This window comes from Bradyrhizobium sp. CCGUVB1N3 (assembly GCF_024199925.1).
In the GTDB taxonomy this organism is placed as follows: Bacteria; Pseudomonadota; Alphaproteobacteria; order Rhizobiales; family Xanthobacteraceae; genus Bradyrhizobium.
In genome coordinates, this window is the sequence record NZ_JANADR010000001.1 from 4,777,501 (window position 1) to 4,795,768 (window position 18,268).

Here is an 18,268-nt window from a genome sequence, read left to right on the forward strand (position 1 = left end):
TTGAAACCTCCTATTTTATTCAGAAGTCTCATACCTTCACTTGATAACCGGAAATCCAAAACCTCTTCGATCGAAATCTAAAGGCCTGGCTTCTCTCATTATCTGATCGAACCCCACACCGATGTCTTTCGACAAAGGTCTTGGAGTTCCGGCTATCGAAGGTGGGTTTCCCCATTCGGAAATCCATGGATCAAAGCTTCTTCGCAGCTCCCCACGGCTTATCGCAGCGTAGCACGTCCTTCATCGCCTCTCAGCGCCAAGGCATCCACCGAACACCCTTAAGGCACTTGATTGCTCTCATTATCAATGTCCACACACTCGGCAGAATGTTGTCTGCATAATTGCCTTGCGGCGCGCGCCCTCGATGAACGCTATATGCAGCCGGACATTGACTAGAAAGACCAGCTTGCTTCGTAAGATCGTTCCGATAGCGAGGCGGTCAAGCTTCGCTAAAAGGATCATTTACAACTCGCTCGTCTCTCAACGCAGCCTTGTGAGCTACCCTGGAAGACGCACGAGCGCCGAAATGATCCGGAGATAATGAAGTCTCGCGCAGATATTCTCTGCACGATCCAACTCGGATCGATCTCCTCTTTACGATGTAAGAAATCACGCAACTTGCTGTCTATCCAGACTAGCAAGATGCGAAGTGATGTTTCGCGGACGATTTAGGTGCACGATCAGTCGATGATCAAACCATCTGGTGGAGCCAGACGGGATCGAACCGACGACCTCATGCTTGCAAAGCACGCGCTCTCCCAGCTGAGCTATGGCCCCGTAACCAGAAGACGAATGCTCGCTCGATGAAAGTGGTGGGCCTGGGAAGACTTGAACTTCCGACCTCACGCTTATCAAGCGCGCGCTCTAACCAACTGAGCTACAAGCCCTAACGCTATCCTCTCAAGGACTAGGGGCATGCTCGCGTGCAGCCGGCGACCAGCGCCGAATGCAATCGCACAGCGCAGCCCCGGCGCGTGTTCGTCCGCGAAGAAAGAGAAACGTAGACGGCGAAATCCCGCCAATGGAGCTCAACGATCTGGCGATCTGTTGGCCCCTGATGTTTCTAAAACGATCCGATAGTGAGCGTGAGCTCTCTGAAGGATCATCCTTAGAAAGGAGGTGATCCAGCCGCAGGTTCCCCTACGGCTACCTTGTTACGACTTCACCCCAGTCGCTGACCCTACCGTGGCCGGCCGCCTCCCTTGCGGGTTAGCGCACCGTCTTCAGGTAAAACCAACTCCCATGGTGTGACGGGCGGTGTGTACAAGGCCCGGGAACGTATTCACCGTGGCGTGCTGATCCACGATTACTAGCGATTCCAACTTCATGGGCTCGAGTTGCAGAGCCCAATCCGAACTGAGACGGCTTTTTGAGATTTGCTAGGGGTTGCCCCTTCGCTTCCCATTGTCACCGCCATTGTAGCACGTGTGTAGCCCAGCCCGTAAGGGCCATGAGGACTTGACGTCATCCCCACCTTCCTCGCGGCTTATCACCGGCAGTCTCCTTAGAGTGCTCAACTAAATGGTAGCAACTAAGGACGGGGGTTGCGCTCGTTGCGGGACTTAACCCAACATCTCACGACACGAGCTGACGACAGCCATGCAGCACCTGTGTTCCAGGCTCCGAAGAGAAGGTCACATCTCTGCGACCGGTCCTGGACATGTCAAGGGCTGGTAAGGTTCTGCGCGTTGCGTCGAATTAAACCACATGCTCCACCGCTTGTGCGGGCCCCCGTCAATTCCTTTGAGTTTTAATCTTGCGACCGTACTCCCCAGGCGGAATGCTTAAAGCGTTAGCTGCGCCACTAGTGAGTAAACCCACTAACGGCTGGCATTCATCGTTTACGGCGTGGACTACCAGGGTATCTAATCCTGTTTGCTCCCCACGCTTTCGTGCCTCAGCGTCAGTATCGGGCCAGTGAGCCGCCTTCGCCACTGGTGTTCTTGCGAATATCTACGAATTTCACCTCTACACTCGCAGTTCCACTCACCTCTCCCGAACTCAAGATCTTCAGTATCAAAGGCAGTTCTGGAGTTGAGCTCCAGGATTTCACCCCTGACTTAAAGACCCGCCTACGCACCCTTTACGCCCAGTGATTCCGAGCAACGCTAGCCCCCTTCGTATTACCGCGGCTGCTGGCACGAAGTTAGCCGGGGCTTATTCTTGCGGTACCGTCATTATCTTCCCGCACAAAAGAGCTTTACAACCCTAGGGCCTTCATCACTCACGCGGCATGGCTGGATCAGGGTTGCCCCCATTGTCCAATATTCCCCACTGCTGCCTCCCGTAGGAGTTTGGGCCGTGTCTCAGTCCCAATGTGGCTGATCATCCTCTCAGACCAGCTACTGATCGTCGCCTTGGTAGGCCATTACCCTACCAACTAGCTAATCAGACGCGGGCCGATCTTTCGGCGATAAATCTTTCCCCGTAAGGGCTTATCCGGTATTAGCACAAGTTTCCCTGTGTTGTTCCGAACCAAAAGGTACGTTCCCACGCGTTACTCACCCGTCTGCCGCTGACGTATTGCTACGCCCGCTCGACTTGCATGTGTTAAGCCTGCCGCCAGCGTTCGCTCTGAGCCAGGATCAAACTCTCAAGTTGGACTTGAACTTTGAACCGGCTGATCACAACGTTTGACGAGGTCCCACCATTTTTCATCAACCGAAGTCGACGAGCTGCCTGCGATTCACATCGCTGGCAACGATGGTGTAACCTTTGAAACGTGTACCGCCGAAGTCTTTCGTCCGGTCTCGATCAGAAAAGCCGAAGCTTTTCAGAAGCGAGACCCGCAAGGACTCCGCCGTCCACGTTTCTCTTTCTTCATCTTCACTTGTCAAACAGCCCGGGACCGGAGAGGCCCCAACCTTCCTGGGAGGAAGGGTTCCGACACCCTTACCGACGATGAATGAACTCCAACCGATTTGTGTCGGCTGTTGTGCACTCAACAAGGTGAGGAGCATCAGTGGCGCGTTCGCTCGCCTTGGTCAGTGACCCGGCGGCGCCGCGCTCAGTGGTCGGGTTATAGGCCCCACCCATCGGGATTGTCAACGGCCATTGTCAACAAATCGTCGCACGCCGAAAACCGTTGTGCATTGCGGAAAAAGTCCGGTGTTTTCCGAGGCTTACACGACGCGCGCTTTCGCCTCGGGCGACGCGTTCGGAGAAAATCCGGAAAAAAAGTTTGGTCCGCGAGAGAAAAAAATTGGGGTTCCGAAGGGGTCCCAAGCAGCCCTCCCGGCGGCAGCGCTCGCCCTGGCCCGATCGGGAAACTTTTTCAGGATTTGGCGCCGTACTAGAGCCACAATCCCGCGGCGTTCTGGTATGACACAAGCTTGAATCGTTGGATGCCTGTGGGGGCTGCCGGCGGTTTGCACTGGTCAAGGGGAGGCGATCTGAAAGATGCAGCTGCCTTCCCGGGACATTCGAGAGACATCGAAAGACTTTCATCCGCTTCGCTGTTCGTGAGCTCGGCCGGCCCCTTGAGGGCTTTCTGGCCGACGAGCGTCTTCAGGCGGCGCGCCTTGGTCCGAAGATCCCCCTTGAAGAGGGCGAGGTCGGCAAGGCGCGAGAACAGGCTTCGCGCATGTCGGTGATATTGGGGGACTTGGGTTGAACCATAGGGCGTCACGCGGGGGTTATGGGCGTGAGACCGGGATCATTGATCTCGGCCACGAGCCGCCGCTTTCCGTCGATGGTTCCGAAGCTGCCGTCATCGATCGCCGTCGCGTCTCCGTACAGTGGTTCAGCGGCACGATTCTGACCGGACTCTGCGGCGCGGCCTTGATCGGCGGCGCCGTTTTCGCATCTCTCGACGGCGAGATGACCTTTGCCAAGGTGCCGGAGCGCGTCGAAGGCGCGCTGCGCGGCGCATTCGGTGCGGCAGATCGCGCCGCTACGCTGCACAAGAGCGACCGCCTGCCGCCGCCCAACGAATCCACCGCCTCGCGCAACATCGTGCGTGTCTCCACCGTTGCCCGCGTCGGCAACCGCGACGTGATGCGGGTACGCCCCTTCGTCCGGATCGCCGGCAATCTGTCGATGACGACGAGCGATCTGTCGGCGAAGATTCCGCCGTTCAACGCCCAGCGCATGCTGACCGACGTCGGGTCCGATCCGAAGACCGCATCGGACGACCCGAACAATCCCGAAGCCGTCGAACCCGACGCCGAGGTCTCCTTCGTCACCAAGGACCTGTCGCCGGTGCTGCCGAAGGCCAAGATTTCCGCGGTGGTGGCGCTCGACGATATCCTGATGCGGGTGCGGGATGCCGCCAACTGGCGCGGCAATGGCGGGGTGCGCTACGCCGCGCTCGCCAACGCCACGGCCGACGTTTCTGGCGCGACCGGCCAGTCCGACATGAAGATGGCCTACGCCACCGAGGCGTCGACGTCCGATCCTTACGCCGGCTTCGAGACGCGCGTGGTGCCGGAAAACGTCACGCTGCTGCCGAAGACCAAGGAACAGATCACCGGCGGCAATCCCAATGGCGAGCGCGTTCACGTCGTGAAGAAGGGCGACAACGTCGCTTCCGCGCTGCGCGATCTCGGCGCGACGCCCGAAGAGATCAAGGCGATCGTCGCGATGCTCGGCCCGCGAGGCCGCGACGGCGGCCTGAAGGAAGGTGAGAAGCTGCGCATCCTGATGGCGCCGGCAAGCCCGGGCGCAAGGCTGCAGCCCTACCGCGTCGTCGTCGCCAACGACACCATGGTCGAGGCGATCGCGGCGCTGTCCGATCTCGGCAAATACGTCGCGGTCGACGTCTCCAGCATGAACACCATCGCCGACGCCACGACAAACGCCAACAGCGACGACGATGACGAAGACGATGGCACTGGCGTGCGGCTCTACCAGAGCATCTACGAGACCGCGATGCGCAACAAGGTGCCGATGCCGGTCATCGACGACATGATCAAGATCTACTCCTACGACGTCGATTTCCAGCGCAAGGTGCAGCCGGGCGATTCCTTCGACGTCTTCTACGCCGGCGAGGACGAAGGCGTGACGGCGACCGACAAGAGCGAGGTGCTGTTCGCCTCCCTCACGGTCGGGGGCGAGACCAAGAAATACTACCGCTTCCAGAGCCCCGATGACGGCGTCGTCGACTACTATGACGAGACCGGCAAGAGCGCGAAGAAGTTTCTGGTCCGCAAGCCCGTCAACACTGCCATCATGCGGTCCGGTTTCGGCGGTCGCCGCCATCCGATCTTCGGCATCGTGAGGATGCACACCGGCGTCGACTGGGCCACCGCCTACGGCACGCCGATTTTCGCGGCCGGCAACGGCGTGATCGAGAGAGCCCAGCTCGAGGGCGGCTACGGCAAATATGTCCGCATCAAGCATAACAACGGCTACGAGACGGGCTATGGCCACATGTCGGCCTTTGCCAAGGGCATGGAAGCGGGCAAGAAGGTGCGGCAGGGCCAGGTGATCGGCTTCGTCGGTTCGACCGGCGCGTCGACCGGACCCCACGTCCATTACGAAATCCTGGTCAACGGCCGCTTCGTCGACCCGCTACGCGTCAAGCTGCCGCGCGGTCGCTCGCTCGAAGGGCCGATCATGGCGGGCTTCGAGAAGGAGCGCGACCGCATCGAGGCGATGATGAGCAACCGCTCCAGCGGCATCGCGCGCATCTCGGATGCGACCGGCGGCCCGCTCCAGGTCACTAATCGCTAAGTCACCAACCGGTAATTTTCTCCGGACCCGGCCTTTTCACGGCCAGGTTCCGTCCTACCTCCCCAATTGCGGAACTGATCGGCGGCGTCTCGATTGACCCGCGCGACCTGTTTGAGCCGTTAAGCAGAGGAGGACCAACCATGCGCCTCTCACGCGACGACGTCACAAAGGCCGTCAGCGGGGCTGACGACGTCACCATTGCCCAGATCATCGGAACCGGCGCGACCATCGACGAGCTCGCCGAAGCCCAGGCCTGGCTCGCCAATGACGAGCCCATGATCAACGACCTGCGGCCGCTGGCCCATGGCCGCGTGCGCGAGCTGGTGGATATCCTCTCCGAGCTTGACGAGGGCGGCGACGAGGATGACGCGGCCGATTCAGGTCCCGCTCCCGCGATCAGCTAGAGCGGCCGAATAATTCACCCCGGAGAGGAGGCCTCTTCCGGGGTGCATGTTGTACCTGACGAACGCGAAAATCAGTTCAGCTTGCGCTTCGGCACCGGCGCCTCGAACTGAGCGATCTCGGCCGTCTGCGCCGCCTTGCCGTTGAAGGTCAGCACGTTGCCCTCGGTGGAGATCGCAACGGTGTCGCCGTCCTTCACGTCGCCGGCCAGGATCATCTCGGCGAGCGGATCCTGGAGATAGCGCTGGATCACCCGCTTCAGCGGCCTTGCGCCGTAAGCCGGATCCCAGCCCTTGGCAGCGAGCCAGTCGCGGCCTGCGCCATCCAGCGTCAGCGCGATCTTGCGATCGGTGAGCAGCTTCTGGAGTCGCGCGAACTGGATCTCGACGATCCGGCCCATCTCGCTCTTCTGCAAGCGATGGAACAGGATGATCTCGTCGACGCGGTTCAGGAATTCGGGGCGGAAATGTCCCCGCACCATTCCCATCACCTGCTCACGCACGGCGGATGTATCTTCGCCCTCGGGTTGATTCACCAGGAACTCCGATCCGAGATTCGAGGTCATGATGATCAGCGTGTTACGGAAATCGACGGTACGGCCCTGGCCATCGGTCAGGCGGCCGTCGTCGAGCACCTGCAACAGGACGTTGAAGACGTCCGGATGCGCTTTCTCGATCTCGTCGAACAGCACCACCTGGTAGGGCCGGCGCCGCACCGCTTCGGTGAGCGCGCCGCCCTCGTCATAGCCGACATAGCCCGGAGGCGCGCCGATCAGGCGCGAGACCGAGTGCTTCTCCATGTATTCGGACATGTCGAGGCGGACCATCGCGGTCTCGTCGTTGAACAGGTACTCGGCGAGCGCCTTGGTCAGCTCGGTCTTGCCGACGCCGGTGGGGCCTAAGAACATGAACGAGCCGATCGGCCGGTTCGGATCCTGCAAGCCCGCACGCGAGCGGCGTACCGCGGTCGCGACCGCGTGCACGGCCTCGCTCTGGCCGACGACGCGCCTGCCGAGCGCCTCCTCCATCTTGAGGAGCTTTTCCTTTTCGCCCTCCAGCATCTTGTCGACGGGCACGCCGGTCCAGCGCGAGACCACTTGCGCGATGTGGTTGGCGGTGACCGCCTCCTCCATCATCTCACCAGAACCTTCGCGCGCCTCGATATCGGCGAGCTTCTTCTCCAGCTCAGGGATCCGGCCATAGGCCAGCTCGCCCGCCTTCTGGAATTCGCCGCGCCGCTGCGCATTGGCAAGCTCAACGCGCAGGGCATCGAGCTCGGCCTTGAGCTTCTGGGCGTTGGAGAGCTTGTTCTTCTCCGCGCTCCAGCGCGCCGTCAGCGCCGCCGATTTCTCCTCGAGATCGGCGAGCTCCTTCTCCAGTGCCTGGAGGCGCGTCTTGGAGCCGAGATCACTTTCCTTCTTCAGCGCCTCCTGCTCGATCTTGAGCCGGATGATCTCGCGATCCAGCGAATCCAGCTCTTCGGGCTTGGAATCGACCTGCATCTTCAGCCGCGCCGCGGCCTCGTCCATGAGGTCGATCGCCTTGTCGGGCAGGAAGCGGTCGGTGATGTAGCGGTTGGACAGCGTCGTCGCCGCCACCAGCGCGGAATCGGTGATCCGCACGCCGTGGTGCTGCTCGTACTTGTCCTTCAGCCCGCGCAGGATCGAGATGGTGTCCTCGACCGAGGGCTCGCTGACGAAGATCGGCTGGAAGCGCCGCGCCAGCGCCGCATCCTTCTCGACGTGCTTCTGGTACTCATCGAGCGTGGTCGCGCCGATGCAATGCAACTCGCCGCGGGCAAGCGCCGGCTTGAGCAGGTTGGACGCATCCATCGCGCCGTCGGCCTTGCCGGCGCCGATCAGCGTGTGCATCTCGTCGATGAACAGGATGAAGGTGCCTTCGGTCGCGGTCACCTCCTGGAGCACGGCCTTCAGCCGCTCCTCGAACTCGCCGCGGTATTTCGCGCCGGCAATCAGCGCGCCGAGGTCGAGCGAGAGCAGCTTCTTGTCCTTGAGGCTTTCCGGCACGTCACCGTTGACGATGCGCAGCGCCAGGCCCTCGACGATGGCGGTCTTGCCGACGCCGGGCTCGCCGATCAGCACGGGATTGTTCTTGGTGCGGCGGGAGAGCACCTGGATGGTACGGCGGATCTCCTCGTCGCGGCCGATCACCGGATCGAGCTTGCCGTCGCGCGCGGCCTGGGTCAGATCGCGGGCGTATTTCTTCAGCGCGTCATAGGCGTTCTCGGCGGTCGCGCTGTCGGCCGTACGGCCCTTGCGCAGCGCCTCGATCGCGGCGTTGAGGTTTTGCGGGGTGACGCCGCCCTTGTTCAGGATCGTGCCGGCCTCGCTGGACTTCTCCAACGCGAGCCCGAGCAGCAGGCGCTCGACCGTGACGAAGCTGTCGCCGGCCTTCTCGCCGGCCTTTTCGGCAGCATCAAAGGTGCGCGCAAGCTCGGGCGCGAGATAAATCTGCCCGGCGCCGCCGCCAGAAACCTTCGGCACCTTGTTCAGGGCGTCCTCGGTCGCCTTCAGAATCGCACGGGAATTGCCGCCGGCGCGGTCGATCAGACCGGCAGCCAGGCCCTCATTGTCGTCGAGGAGAACCTTCAGGAGGTGGAGAGTCGAAAATTGCTGGTGCCCCTCGCGCACAGCGAGCGACTGTGCGGACTGGATGAAGCCCCTGGAGCGTTCGGTGTATTTTTCAATGTTCATCTTGTCTTTCCCTCGGCCTGCCCCTGGAGCCCTCAAAGGCACTCCAAACGGCATCTTCATTGGGTTTCCGCTGGCCGCATTGACGTTCCTCAACCAGCAGCGGTCGTTAGCAGCCGACGCTGGCGCCGGCCTGACGCAGATGTGGGAACCAAGTCACGGGAACGGAAGAGGCTTCTTCACAAATTCGTGCACGAACCGGCCATCTTGGCGGCAGCAGGTGGAATCCCTTAACTTGTCACCATGATTGCCGAGCCGACTGCCGAGATCACCGGCCTTTACCGCTATCCGGTCAAAGGCCTTACGCCCGAGCCCCTGCCCCGCGTCGCCTTGCGGGTCGGACAGACCCTGCCGGCCGACCGCCGCTACGCCATCGAGAACGGCCCGAGCGGGTTCGATCCGGAGGCGCCGCAATGGATGCCCAAGACCCAGTTCCTGATGCTGATGCGCAATGAGCGGCTGGCGGCCCTGCATAGCCGGTTCGACGACGCGACCAATCTTCTGGCCATCCGCAAGGACGGCCAGGTCGTCGCGAGCGGCGACCTGGAGACCGCGAGCGGGCGCGCCGCCATCGAGAGCTACTTCACGGGGAATTTCCAGAGCGAGCTGCGGGGCCCGCCAAAAGTGCTGTCGGGACGCGACCACAGCTTCTCGGACGTCGCCCGCAAGGTCGTCTCCATCATCAATCTCGGCAGCGTCCGCGCCATCGAAGAGATGCTCGGCGGCGCCGCCGTGAATCCCCTGCGCTTCCGCGCCAATCTCTACCTCCAGGGCTGGCCGGCCTGGCACGAGCTCGACCTCGTCGGCCAGACACTTGCGATCGGCGCGGCGCGGCTGAAAATCGTCAAGCGCATCGTCCGATGCGCGGCCACCAATGTCGATCCGGAGACGGCGATACGCGACCTCGAGATTCCACCCACGATCATGCGCCACCTCGGCCACATGGATTGCGGCATCTATGGCGAGGTGATCGCGGGAGGCGAGGTCGGCGTTGGCGATCAGGTTGCGATGGAAGAGCCGGTCCCGGCGTGAGCTGCGGTATGGTGGGCAAAGGCGCGAAGCGCCGTGCCCACCATCACTCCACGCGAGCAGAAGTGGTGGGCACGCTTCGCTTTGCCCACCCTACAACTTCGTCGCTTCTCAGTTCGGCATCACATACGCGTAGATTCGCCCGCGCGAGATCGGTGCCTCGCGGACGCGATTGCCGTTGTTGCCGGAGATCATGATCGGATTGCCCTGCGCGTCGATGCCGGTGATGATGCCGACATGGCCGCCGCGGCGGCCGCGCGACATGACCGCAATCGCGCCGACCTGCGGGCCGGAGACGCGCGTTCCGTAATGCGCGAACGAGCTCGCCATGTCGGAGCCGGAGCCCTGATGGCCGGTATGCTGCAGCACCATGTTCATGAAGCGCGCACACCACAGGCTGCCGCGCCCGGTCGGATTGCCGCCGAGATAGCGGCGCGCTTCCGAGACGAGGCCCGAGCCTCCACCGAAGCCGCCTGCCACGGCCGCGGCATTGGCGCTCTGATCATAGCTGGCCTGCGTATCCATGAAGCCGTTCGCCTGCAATTGCGCGGCGCCGCGCTCGAAGCGCGATGAGCCTGCGTGGCGATAGTGATGATGCCTGCCCGCATGGTGCGCAGCGTGATGCACGTGAGCGTGCCGCTCTGCGCTGTGACGATGAGACCGTGCTGATGCTGGAGAGACAGATGCGGCGAACGCCGCGGAGAAGAGAGCCAGCGCGATGACGTGACGCAGCCGGCCGAACGCAAACAACTCAAACATTCTTCATCCTTCGTTGACACCCCCAATTTCCCATCGGCCCGTGCGGTGGCCGACATCCGCGGGCTTATCAGAATCCTGATGTGGCGAGATCAAGACACGTCGACAGAGATTTTGCGCACCGGTTAACGGGTGTTAGAACCTTCATGCGTGAAATGCAGAACGGCATTCCAATGCCGCAACAGTGCGGGGAGGATTTCTATGCCTTACGCGACAACCAAGGACGATTGCCGCCTCTACTTCGAGGAAGCAGGCCACGGCACGCCGATCATCTTCCTGCACGAATTCGCGGCCGACTGCACCAATTGGGAGCCGCAGATGCGCTATTTCTCGCGCGGCCACCGCTGCATCAGCTATTCGGCGCGGGGCTATACGCCGTCGGACGTGCCCGCGTCAGCCGACGTCTACACCTACAAGCACTTCACCACTGACGCGCTCGCGGTGCTCGACCATCTCGGCATCGACAAGGCACATCTCGTCGGGCTTTCGATGGGCGCCTATTCGTCGCTTCAGATCGGATTGAACGCGCCACAGCGTGCGCTCTCGATGACGCTCGCCGGCGTCGGCTCCGGCTCGGAGCTCGACAATCTCGAAGCCTGGCGCAAGCAGTGCCGCGCCAATGCCGAGCAGTTCGAGACCCTGGGCGCCGCGGAAGTTGCGAAAGTCACGCGCGAGGCGCCGAGCCGGATTCCCTTCCTGGTCAAGGACCCGCGCGGCCACGCCGATTTCTATGCCGCACTCGCGCGGCACGATTCCAAGGGCTCGGCCAACACCATGCGCGGCTTCCAGGGCGGTCGCCCCTCGATCTACACCATGACGGATGCGATCAGAGGCGTTGCCACGCCCGCGCTGATCATCTGCGGCGACGAGGACGACCCGTGCATCTCGCCGAGCCTGTTCCTGAAGAAGCATCTGCCTGCCGCGGGGCTCGCGATGTTTCCGAAGTCCGGCCACGTGCTCAATCTCGAGGAGCCCGCGCTGTTCAACGAGACGGTGGCGCGGTTCATCACGCTGGTGGAGGCGGGACGCTGGCCGGTGCGCGATCCGAGGTCGGTTGCTGCTAATTAGTTTGCTGTCGTTCCGGGGCGCTCGAAGAGCGAACCCGGAACCTCGAGATTCTCAGGTGCGCAATTGCGCACCACAGTTCGATGCTTCGCATCGCCCCGGAATGACGCCAGAGGCGTCACTTCCCGCCGCCGCGGCTCAGCAGAAACACGCCCTGCTCGCCGAACAGATTCCACACCCACCATGGCAATCGCAGCCGCAGCGGGCGGCCGTAGAGATCGAGCGCTTCGGCGCGCTCCATCTTGACGCCGATCTCGTCGCAGAGCTGGACGAAATCCTTGATGGTGCAGAAATGGATATTGGCGGTGTCGTACCAGGTCGCCGGCAGATTCTCCGTGCGCGGCATGTGGCCGCCGATCAGGAGCTGCAAGCGCATCTTCCAGTAGCCGAAGTTCGGGAACGACACGATGGCGCGGTGGCCAATGCGCAGAAGATTTTCCAGCACCACCTTCGGCTGCCGCGTCGCCTGGAGCGTCTGCGACAGGATGACGTAGTCGAAGGCGTCGTCGGGATAGTTGATGAGGTCGGTGTCGGCATCGCCCTGCACCACCGCAAGGCCCTTGGCGACGCAGCGGTTGACGCCCTCGCGCGACAGCTCGATGCCGCGGCCGTCGATGCCGCGGGTCTCCAGAAGCTGAAGCAGATCGCCGTCGCCGCAGCCGACGTCGAGCACTTTCGAGCCGCGCCTGACCATCTCCGCGACCAGCAGATGATCGGCGCGGTAGTGACCTCCCTGCTCAGCCGCAAGGCCGTCGAGTGGCAGAACTTCCTGCACGGACATTCTAGCCGCCTTTGCCGTTGAGCCCGCGCGCCTTGCCTGCCGATTGCAGGAAGGCGCGGGAGATATCGAAGAATTCGGGGACGTCGAGCAGGAAGGCGTCGTGGCCGCGATCGGTCTCGATCTCGGCGAACGACACCCGCGCGCTCGACGCGTTGAGCGCGTGCACCAGCGCGCGCGATTCCGCGGTCGGGAACAGCCAGTCGCTGGTGAAGGACACCACGCAGAAGCGTGTCTTGACGCCGGCGAACGCCTTCGCCAGCACGCCGTCATGGTCGCCGGCGATGTCGAAATAATCCATCGCCCGCGTCAGATAGAGATAGCTGTTGGCATCGAAACGCTCGACGAAGGACGAGCCCTGGTAGCGCAGATAGCTCTCGACCTGGAAATCGGCATCGAACGAAAACGTCGGCAGCTCGCGGTCCTGCATGCGCCGGCCGAACTTGCGGTGCAGCGCTGCATCCGAGAGATAGGTGATGTGCGCAGCCATCCGCGCCACCGCGAGCCCGCGATGCGGATGGATGCCGTGATCGGTATAGCGACCGTTCTGCCAGTCGGGATCGGCCATCACGGCCTGGCGGCCGAGCTCGTGGAAGGCGATGTTCTGCGCGGAGTGCCGCGTCGAGCAGGCGATCGCGAGCGCGGAGAACACGCGCTCGGGATAGGCCGCGGTCCATTGCAGCACCTGCATGCCGCCCATCGAGCCGCCGACCGCCGCAAACAGCGTGTCGATGCCGAGGCGATCGATCAGCATCGCCTGCGCGCGCACCATGTCGGGGATGGTGATGATGGGAAAATCCAGGCCCCACACCTTGCCCGTCGCCGGATTGAGCGAGGCGGGTCCCGTCGAGCCCATGCAGCCGCCGATCACGTTGGCGCAGATGATGAAGTAGTGTTGAGGATCAAGGGGTCGGCCGGGCCCAACCAAGGTCTCCCACCATCCGGGCTTGCCGGTGACGGGGTGCACATTCGCGACATGCTGGTCGCCGGTCAGCGCATGGCAGATCAGCACGGCGTTGGAACGCTCGGCATTGAGCTCGCCATAGGTCTGGTAGGCGATCTGGAACGGGCTGAGGTCGATACCGCAATCGAGCGACAACGGCTGCTCGGCGCCGAAATACGCAACCTCGGAGCTCGGATGATCTGCCTCGTGCGAGCGCTCTTCGGCGATCGCGGGGCTCGGTACTGACGTGACGGCAACCATCTGACCATCGACCTCGTTGGCGACGGCTCTCAAGCCGCCGCTGACATCAGGCCATGAAAAACCCGGCCTGAACGATAGGTTCGGCCGGGATCGGATGCGTCCCCGGCCTGTTTAGCGAGTTTTTTAACGTGGCTGCAAGCCGGCCGGCTCAAATGACCACGGAACAGGCAAAAGTTAGTGGCTTAAGCGGTTTTCGTCAAGCCGAGGCCGCGGGTTAACCAAATGAGGCCTTGCGAAGTCAGGCCAAATGACCGTCATTTCTCTTTGCTTTCGGCGTCCATCCTGCCTAATCAAGACCCATAGTGCCCGCGGATCCGGCTCAGCCGATCCGCCTTTCACGAGCCCCTGACAGACTGACAGATATGTCCCAGCGTCCGCCCGCGCCACCGTCGTTGCAGGAATTGCGCAAGGAGATCGATGCGATCGACGAGGACGTGCATCGCCTTTTGATGCAGCGCGGCGACATCATCGATCGCCTGATTCAGGCGAAGCAGACGCAGGAGGTCGGCTCGGCTTTCCGGCCGGCGCGCGAGGCCAGCATGATGCGCCGCCTCGTCGAGCGCCATCGCGGCATCCTGCCGCTCGACACCATCGAGAGCATCTGGCGCGTCATCATCTCGACCTTCACTTATGTGCAGGCGCCGTTCTCGGTGCATGCCGACGTCTCGGTCGGCGAGTCCGCGATGCGGGATTCGGCGCGATTTCATTTCGGCTTCACCACGCCCTATGTGCCGCATTTCAGCGCACAGGCCGCCGTCGAGGCGCTGGCGAAATCGAAGGGTGATTTGGCTCTGGTCTCGGCGATCTCGAGCCGCACGCCATGGTGGAGCGAACTCGAGGCCGAGGGCGCGCCGAAAATCATCGCGCGGCTGCCGTTCCTCGAGCGCGCCGACCATCCGGCCGCGCTGCCCGTCTTCGTGATCTCGCGGGTTGCCGACGACGCCATGGTCACGGAGGTCCAGACCTGGAGCGTGCGCGTGTCTGGCTGGAACGCCGACACGGCGAGGGCGCTGGCGCCGCTGGCCGACATCGTCGCGGTGCCCGATACCGCCTTCGACGGCGCTGCGCTGTTGGTGTCGGAGACCGGCATCGGCTTCGAGAAGATCAAAATCGCCCTGATCCGGGCCGGCGCCTCGGTCCGCTCGTCGGCTCTCGTCGGCGGCCACGCAACACGCTATACGGTGCCCCCGAACGGGTCGGCCAAATCTGATGTGAAGGCTTAAGGCCACCCGCATCCTTTCCGGAGTAGACGATGTCCCGCCCCGTGCCGAATCCCGGCATTCTCGATATTGCGCCCTACACGCCCGGCAAGAGCCCGGTGCCGGAGCCGGGCCGCAAGGTGTTCAAGCTGTCGGCGAACGAGACGCCGTTCGGGCCCTCGCCGAAGGCGATCGAGGCCTTCACGCATGTGGCGACGCATCTGGAGGACTATCCGGAAGGCACCTCGCGCGTGCTGCGCGAAGCGATCGGCCGCACCTATGGCCTCGATCCCGACCGCATCATCTGCGGCGCCGGCTCGGACGAGATCCTCAATCTGCTCGCCCACACCTATCTCAGCCAGGGCGACGAAGCGATCTCCACCACCCACGGCTTCCTGGTCTACCCGATCGCGACCATGGCGAACGGCGCCAGGAACATCGTGGCGGCGGAAGCGAACTTCACCGCCGACGTCGATGCTATTCTCAAAGCGGTGACGCCGCGCACCAAGCTCGTCTGGCTCGCCAACCCCAACAACCCGACCGGCACCTACCTGCCGTTCGACGAGGTCAAGCGCCTGCGCGCCGGCCTGCCATCGCACATCCTTCTGGTGCTCGACGCCGCCTATTGCGACTACGTATCGCGTAACGACTACGAAATGGGGATCGAGCTGGTCGCGACCACCGAGAACACGGTGGTGACCCACACCTTCTCCAAGATCCACGGCCTCGCCGCGCTCCGTATCGGCTGGATGTTCGGACCTGCGCATATCATCGATGCCGTCAACCGCATTCGCGGCCCGTTCAACGTTTCGACGCCGGCGATGTATGCCGCGGTCGCCGCGATCGAGGACACCGCGCATCAGCAGATGTCGAAGCAGTTCACCGAGACCTGGCGCAACTGGCTGACCGAGGAGATCGGCAAGCTCGGGCTGAAGGTCACGCCGAGCGTTGCCAACTTCGTGCTGATCCATTTCCCGACCGACAAGGGCAAGACCTCGGATGATGCCGACGCCTTCCTGACCAAGCGGGGACTGGTGCTGCGGGCGCTGAAGAATTACGGCCTGCCCCATTCGCTGCGCATGACCATCGGCACCGAGGAGGCCAATCGCCTCGTGGTCGAGGGCCTGCGCGACTTCATGGGCGGCGGCAAATGAGCGTGGCCCCGCATTTCCAGCGCGTCGCGCTGATCGGCTTCGGCCTGATCGGCGGCTCGATCGCGCGTGCCGCAAAACTCCAGGGCCTGGCGTCCGAGATCGTCACCACCGCGCGCTCGGAGAAGACGCGGGCCCGCGTCGCCGAGCTCGGCATCGTCGACCACGTGGTCGCGACCAATGTCGAGGCCGTGAAGGACGCCGACCTCGTCATCCTCTGCATTCCCGTCGGCGCCTGCGGCCCCGTGGCGCAGGAGATCGCTGCGCATCTGAAGCCGGGCGCGATCATCTCCGACGTCGGCTCGGTGAAGGGCGCGATCGTCAGGGACATGGCGCCGCATCTGCCGCAGGGCATTCACTTTGTACCCGCGCATCCGGTGGCGGGCACCGAGCATTCGGGCCCGGATTCCGGCTTCGCCGAGCTGTTCATCAATCGCTGGTGCATCCTCACGCCACCGGAGGGCGTCGACGCAGCCGCCGTCGATCGCTTGCGCGCGTTCTGGGCCGCGCTCGGCGCCAAGGTCGAGATCATGACGCCGGATCATCATGATCTCGTGCTCGCGATCACCAGCCATCTGCCGCATCTGATCGCATACACCATCGTCGGCACCGCCGATGAGCTGCAACAGGTGACGGAGTCCGAGGTGATCAAGTTCTCCGCCGGCGGCTTTCGCGACTTCACGCGCATCGCGGCGTCCGATCCGACGATGTGGCGCGACGTATTCCTCGCCAACAAGGAGGCCGTGCTGGAGATGCTCGGCACCTTCAACGAGGACCTCGCAAAACTCACGCGCGCGATCCGCCGCGGCGACGGCGAAGCGTTGTTCGACCACTTCACCCGCACCCGCGCCATCCGCCGCGGCATCGTCGAGATCGGCCAGGATTCGGCGGCGCCTGATTTCGGCCGCCAGCATCCGCCGCTGACGAAGCAGTAATTTTTCGCTGCGTCATTCCGGGGCGACGCGTTAGCGTCGAACCTGGAATCCAGAGATTGTGGCACAAGATTCCGGGTTCGCGCTCCGCGCGCCCCGGAATGACGGGGAAATCAATACAGCGGCGGGAGCTGCGCGACCTTCAGCGCGCCGAGCATCACCGCGCCATCGGCGAAGCGAAGCGGGAAGCTGCGCGCCTTCTTGCCTTCCAGCGTGCTTTCGGTGCCGAGCGCGTTGATGCCGGCGGCGACGCCGACATTGGCGTTCTGCTTCACGACCTTGCCGAGACCGGGAATGGCGCGGTCGAGCGCACCGAAGAGGTTGTTGAGGTCCTGCGACTTCACGCCCGGCGCGACGCGGTCCAGCGTTGCCTGCGGCACGCCCTCTTCCAGCATCTTGTCGATGCCGAGCGCTGGGATCACGCGCTCGAGGCCGGTCACCGTCATCTGCAATTCGCCGTCGAGGCGGCCGTTCGGCGAGATGCCAAGCGTGCCGGCCGCGACCGCGATCATCTCGCCCTGCTGAATGCGCGACTGTACGATCTCGATATGGCCGCCGGCGGCCTGGAGCTCGCGGAAACGCTGCGGCCACGGCTTTGGCGCAAAATCCTTCAGCCCCGAGATCTTCGAACGCACGTCCGCTTCGAACGGCTCCGCGAGCAGCGGATGCACGCCCTGGATGCTGCCTTGCGCGATCTGCAGCACGGTTTCGATGATGGGATTGTCGCGCGAGGATCCCTCGGCGAGGCGTCCGTGCAGCTCGACCTGCCTGGCCTTTGCAACCGGCACCTGCACCGAGCCGTCGACGCGGTTGATGGCGGGATCGTCGAACACGATCGAGGCGCGATCCGGCACGGCCGGCAAGCCGACCACGCTGCTGCGACCCTTGCTCCAGTTCACGACGAAGGACGTCTGCGTGACGCCGTCGGTCAGCGTCGCCGGCGCGGTGAATTCGGCGATCACAAGCTTGGGATCATAGACCTGGGCAACGACCAGAATGTTGTCGAGCTTGGCCGTGAACGGCGTCTTGCTCGCGGTCTGCGAGACCAGCGATACGCTGGCGCCGGAGCACTGCACCTCGAAGCGGAACGGGAAGCCGGCGATCGAGCGCCTGGCGCAATCATAGATGCGGCCCGACTTGGCCTCCTGGGCGCGCCAGGCGTCGGCCGCCACTTCGGCCTGGGAAGCGGCATAGAACCAGAAGCCGCTCCAGGCGACGGCCAGAATCAGGAGGAGGACGGGCGCGATGAAAAGCCCCCAGCCGGAGCGTCGCCTGGCGGCAATGGTCATATCGGACATGCGGCGACCCTTTGACCCCAGATGATGGCAAATGTAAGCGAGGTCGGCTTACGGCAAAAGGTGGAGAATTC

At 63.1% G+C, this 18,268-nt stretch carries 13 protein-coding genes, 2 tRNA genes, 2 rRNA genes and 1 riboswitch (1 of these 18 cut by a window edge); of the genes, 7 read left to right on the forward strand and 10 right to left on the reverse strand.

Features of this window, described 5'->3' with window-relative positions:
- The 5 genes from NLM33_RS22780 to NLM33_RS22800 form a co-directional block, all read right to left on the reverse strand.
- A 23S ribosomal RNA gene (locus NLM33_RS22780) occupies nucleotides 1-293 on the reverse strand; it reaches 2,581 nt to the left of the window's first position.
- A gap of 408 nt (nucleotides 294-701) precedes the next feature.
- Nucleotides 702-777, reverse strand: a tRNA-Ala gene (locus NLM33_RS22785).
- 33 nt (nucleotides 778-810) lie between these two features.
- Nucleotides 811-887: transfer RNA gene (locus NLM33_RS22790), tRNA-Ile, on the reverse strand.
- A gap of 225 nt (nucleotides 888-1,112) precedes the next feature.
- Nucleotides 1,113-2,601 (reverse strand): 16S ribosomal RNA (locus tag NLM33_RS22795).
- Together the 16S and 23S rRNA genes with 2 tRNA genes alongside form the textbook arrangement of a ribosomal RNA operon.
- Nucleotides 2,602-2,657: 56 nt before the next feature.
- Entirely contained in the window at nucleotides 2,658-2,960 is a 303-nt protein-coding gene (locus NLM33_RS22800; RefSeq protein ID WP_254098935.1) for a hypothetical protein, read from the reverse strand.
- A 649-nt stretch (nucleotides 2,961-3,609) separates the two neighbouring features.
- Between NLM33_RS22800 and NLM33_RS22805 the strand changes: the two genes are divergently transcribed.
- Nucleotides 3,610-5,673 carry a M23 family metallopeptidase gene (locus tag NLM33_RS22805; protein WP_254098937.1) on the forward strand — a complete coding sequence of 688 codons (2,064 nt, stop codon included), beginning with the start codon at nucleotides 3,610-3,612 and terminating at the stop codon, nucleotides 5,671-5,673.
- Nucleotides 5,674-5,813: 140 nt separating this feature from the next.
- Nucleotides 5,814-6,077 carry a hypothetical protein gene (locus NLM33_RS22810; RefSeq protein WP_254098939.1) on the forward strand — a complete coding sequence of 88 codons (264 nt, stop codon included), beginning with the start codon at nucleotides 5,814-5,816 and terminating at the stop codon, nucleotides 6,075-6,077.
- Between the two features lie 71 nt (nucleotides 6,078-6,148).
- On the opposite strand, the gene clpB is transcribed toward NLM33_RS22810, so the two are convergent.
- Nucleotides 6,149-8,788, reverse strand: a complete 2,640-nt coding sequence (gene clpB / locus NLM33_RS22815; protein ID WP_254098941.1) for an ATP-dependent chaperone ClpB — start codon at nucleotides 8,786-8,788, stop codon at nucleotides 6,149-6,151.
- 240 nt (nucleotides 8,789-9,028) lie between these two features.
- On the opposite strand from clpB, the gene NLM33_RS22820 reads away from it, so the two are divergent.
- Nucleotides 9,029-9,817 (forward strand): MOSC domain-containing protein, encoded by a 789-nt coding sequence (locus tag NLM33_RS22820; protein WP_254098943.1) that lies wholly within the window; start codon nucleotides 9,029-9,031, stop codon nucleotides 9,815-9,817.
- Between the two features lie 108 nt (nucleotides 9,818-9,925).
- On the opposite strand, the gene NLM33_RS22825 is transcribed toward NLM33_RS22820, so the two are convergent.
- Entirely contained in the window at nucleotides 9,926-10,573 is a 648-nt protein-coding gene (locus NLM33_RS22825) for a TIGR02594 family protein (protein WP_254098945.1), read from the reverse strand.
- A 198-nt stretch (nucleotides 10,574-10,771) separates the two neighbouring features.
- Here NLM33_RS22825 and NLM33_RS22830 point away from each other — a divergent pair, with 198 nt between their 5' ends.
- Complete coding sequence (locus NLM33_RS22830) at nucleotides 10,772-11,638, forward strand: alpha/beta fold hydrolase (protein ID WP_254098947.1); 867 nt, start codon at nucleotides 10,772-10,774, stop codon at nucleotides 11,636-11,638.
- 115 nt (nucleotides 11,639-11,753) lie between these two features.
- Here the strand turns inward: NLM33_RS22830 and metW are convergent, their stop codons facing one another.
- Together metW and NLM33_RS22840 are read right to left on the reverse strand one after the other, a co-directional pair.
- Complete coding sequence (gene metW / locus NLM33_RS22835; RefSeq protein ID WP_254098949.1) at nucleotides 11,754-12,416, reverse strand: methionine biosynthesis protein MetW; 663 nt, start codon at nucleotides 12,414-12,416, stop codon at nucleotides 11,754-11,756.
- A 1-nt stretch (nucleotide 12,417) separates the two neighbouring features.
- On the reverse strand, nucleotides 12,418-13,617 hold the full coding sequence (locus NLM33_RS22840) for a homoserine O-acetyltransferase (protein WP_254098951.1): 1,200 nt from the start codon (nucleotides 13,615-13,617) through the stop codon (nucleotides 12,418-12,420).
- A 90-nt stretch (nucleotides 13,618-13,707) separates the two neighbouring features.
- Nucleotides 13,708-13,787: riboswitch (SAM riboswitch) on the reverse strand.
- A gap of 192 nt (nucleotides 13,788-13,979) precedes the next feature.
- On the opposite strand from NLM33_RS22840, the gene NLM33_RS22845 reads away from it, so the two are divergent.
- From NLM33_RS22845 to NLM33_RS22855, 3 genes are read left to right on the forward strand one after another with little or no spacing between them, the layout of a single operon-like run.
- The gene (locus tag NLM33_RS22845) at nucleotides 13,980-14,840 is read left to right on the forward strand and encodes a chorismate mutase (RefSeq protein WP_254098953.1); all 861 of its coding nucleotides are present in this window, start codon (nucleotides 13,980-13,982) and stop codon (nucleotides 14,838-14,840) included.
- A 29-nt stretch (nucleotides 14,841-14,869) separates the two neighbouring features.
- Nucleotides 14,870-15,970, forward strand: coding sequence for a histidinol-phosphate transaminase (hisC, locus tag NLM33_RS22850; protein ID WP_254098955.1), 1,101 nt, complete (start codon nucleotides 14,870-14,872; stop codon nucleotides 15,968-15,970).
- Entirely contained in the window at nucleotides 15,967-16,902 is a 936-nt protein-coding gene (locus NLM33_RS22855; protein ID WP_254098957.1) for a prephenate/arogenate dehydrogenase family protein, read from the forward strand. Before hisC ends, NLM33_RS22855 begins: the two co-directional genes overlap by 4 nt.
- 110 nt (nucleotides 16,903-17,012) lie before the next feature.
- On the opposite strand, the gene NLM33_RS22860 is transcribed toward NLM33_RS22855, so the two are convergent.
- Nucleotides 17,013-18,197, reverse strand: a complete 1,185-nt coding sequence (locus NLM33_RS22860) for a DUF2125 domain-containing protein (protein ID WP_254098958.1) — start codon at nucleotides 18,195-18,197, stop codon at nucleotides 17,013-17,015.
- Between the last annotated feature and the right edge of the window lie 71 nt (nucleotides 18,198-18,268).

Excerpts from the sequence above, each read along its gene's own strand:
- hisC (WP_254098955.1), top strand. The coding sequence starts at position 14,870 with ATGTCCCGCCCCGTGCCGAATCCCGGCATTCTCGATATTGCGCCCTAC.
- NLM33_RS22840 (WP_254098951.1), bottom strand. The coding sequence starts at position 13,617 with ATGGTTGCCGTCACGTCAGTACCGAGCCCCGCGATCGCCGAAGAGCGC.
- metW (WP_254098949.1), bottom strand. The coding sequence starts at position 12,416 with ATGTCCGTGCAGGAAGTTCTGCCACTCGACGGCCTTGCGGCTGAGCAG.
- NLM33_RS22860 (WP_254098958.1), bottom strand. The coding sequence starts at position 18,197 with ATGTCCGATATGACCATTGCCGCCAGGCGACGCTCCGGCTGGGGGCTT.
- NLM33_RS22845 (WP_254098953.1), top strand. The coding sequence starts at position 13,980 with ATGTCCCAGCGTCCGCCCGCGCCACCGTCGTTGCAGGAATTGCGCAAG.
- NLM33_RS22810 (WP_254098939.1), top strand. The coding sequence starts at position 5,814 with ATGCGCCTCTCACGCGACGACGTCACAAAGGCCGTCAGCGGGGCTGAC.
- NLM33_RS22820 (WP_254098943.1), top strand. The coding sequence starts at position 9,029 with ATGATTGCCGAGCCGACTGCCGAGATCACCGGCCTTTACCGCTATCCG.
- NLM33_RS22800 (WP_254098935.1), bottom strand. The coding sequence starts at position 2,960 with ATGCTCCTCACCTTGTTGAGTGCACAACAGCCGACACAAATCGGTTGG.
- clpB (WP_254098941.1), bottom strand. The coding sequence starts at position 8,788 with ATGAACATTGAAAAATACACCGAACGCTCCAGGGGCTTCATCCAGTCC.
- NLM33_RS22830 (WP_254098947.1), top strand. The coding sequence starts at position 10,772 with ATGCCTTACGCGACAACCAAGGACGATTGCCGCCTCTACTTCGAGGAA.
- NLM33_RS22855 (WP_254098957.1), top strand. The coding sequence starts at position 15,967 with ATGAGCGTGGCCCCGCATTTCCAGCGCGTCGCGCTGATCGGCTTCGGC.
- NLM33_RS22825 (WP_254098945.1), bottom strand. The coding sequence starts at position 10,573 with ATGTTTGAGTTGTTTGCGTTCGGCCGGCTGCGTCACGTCATCGCGCTG.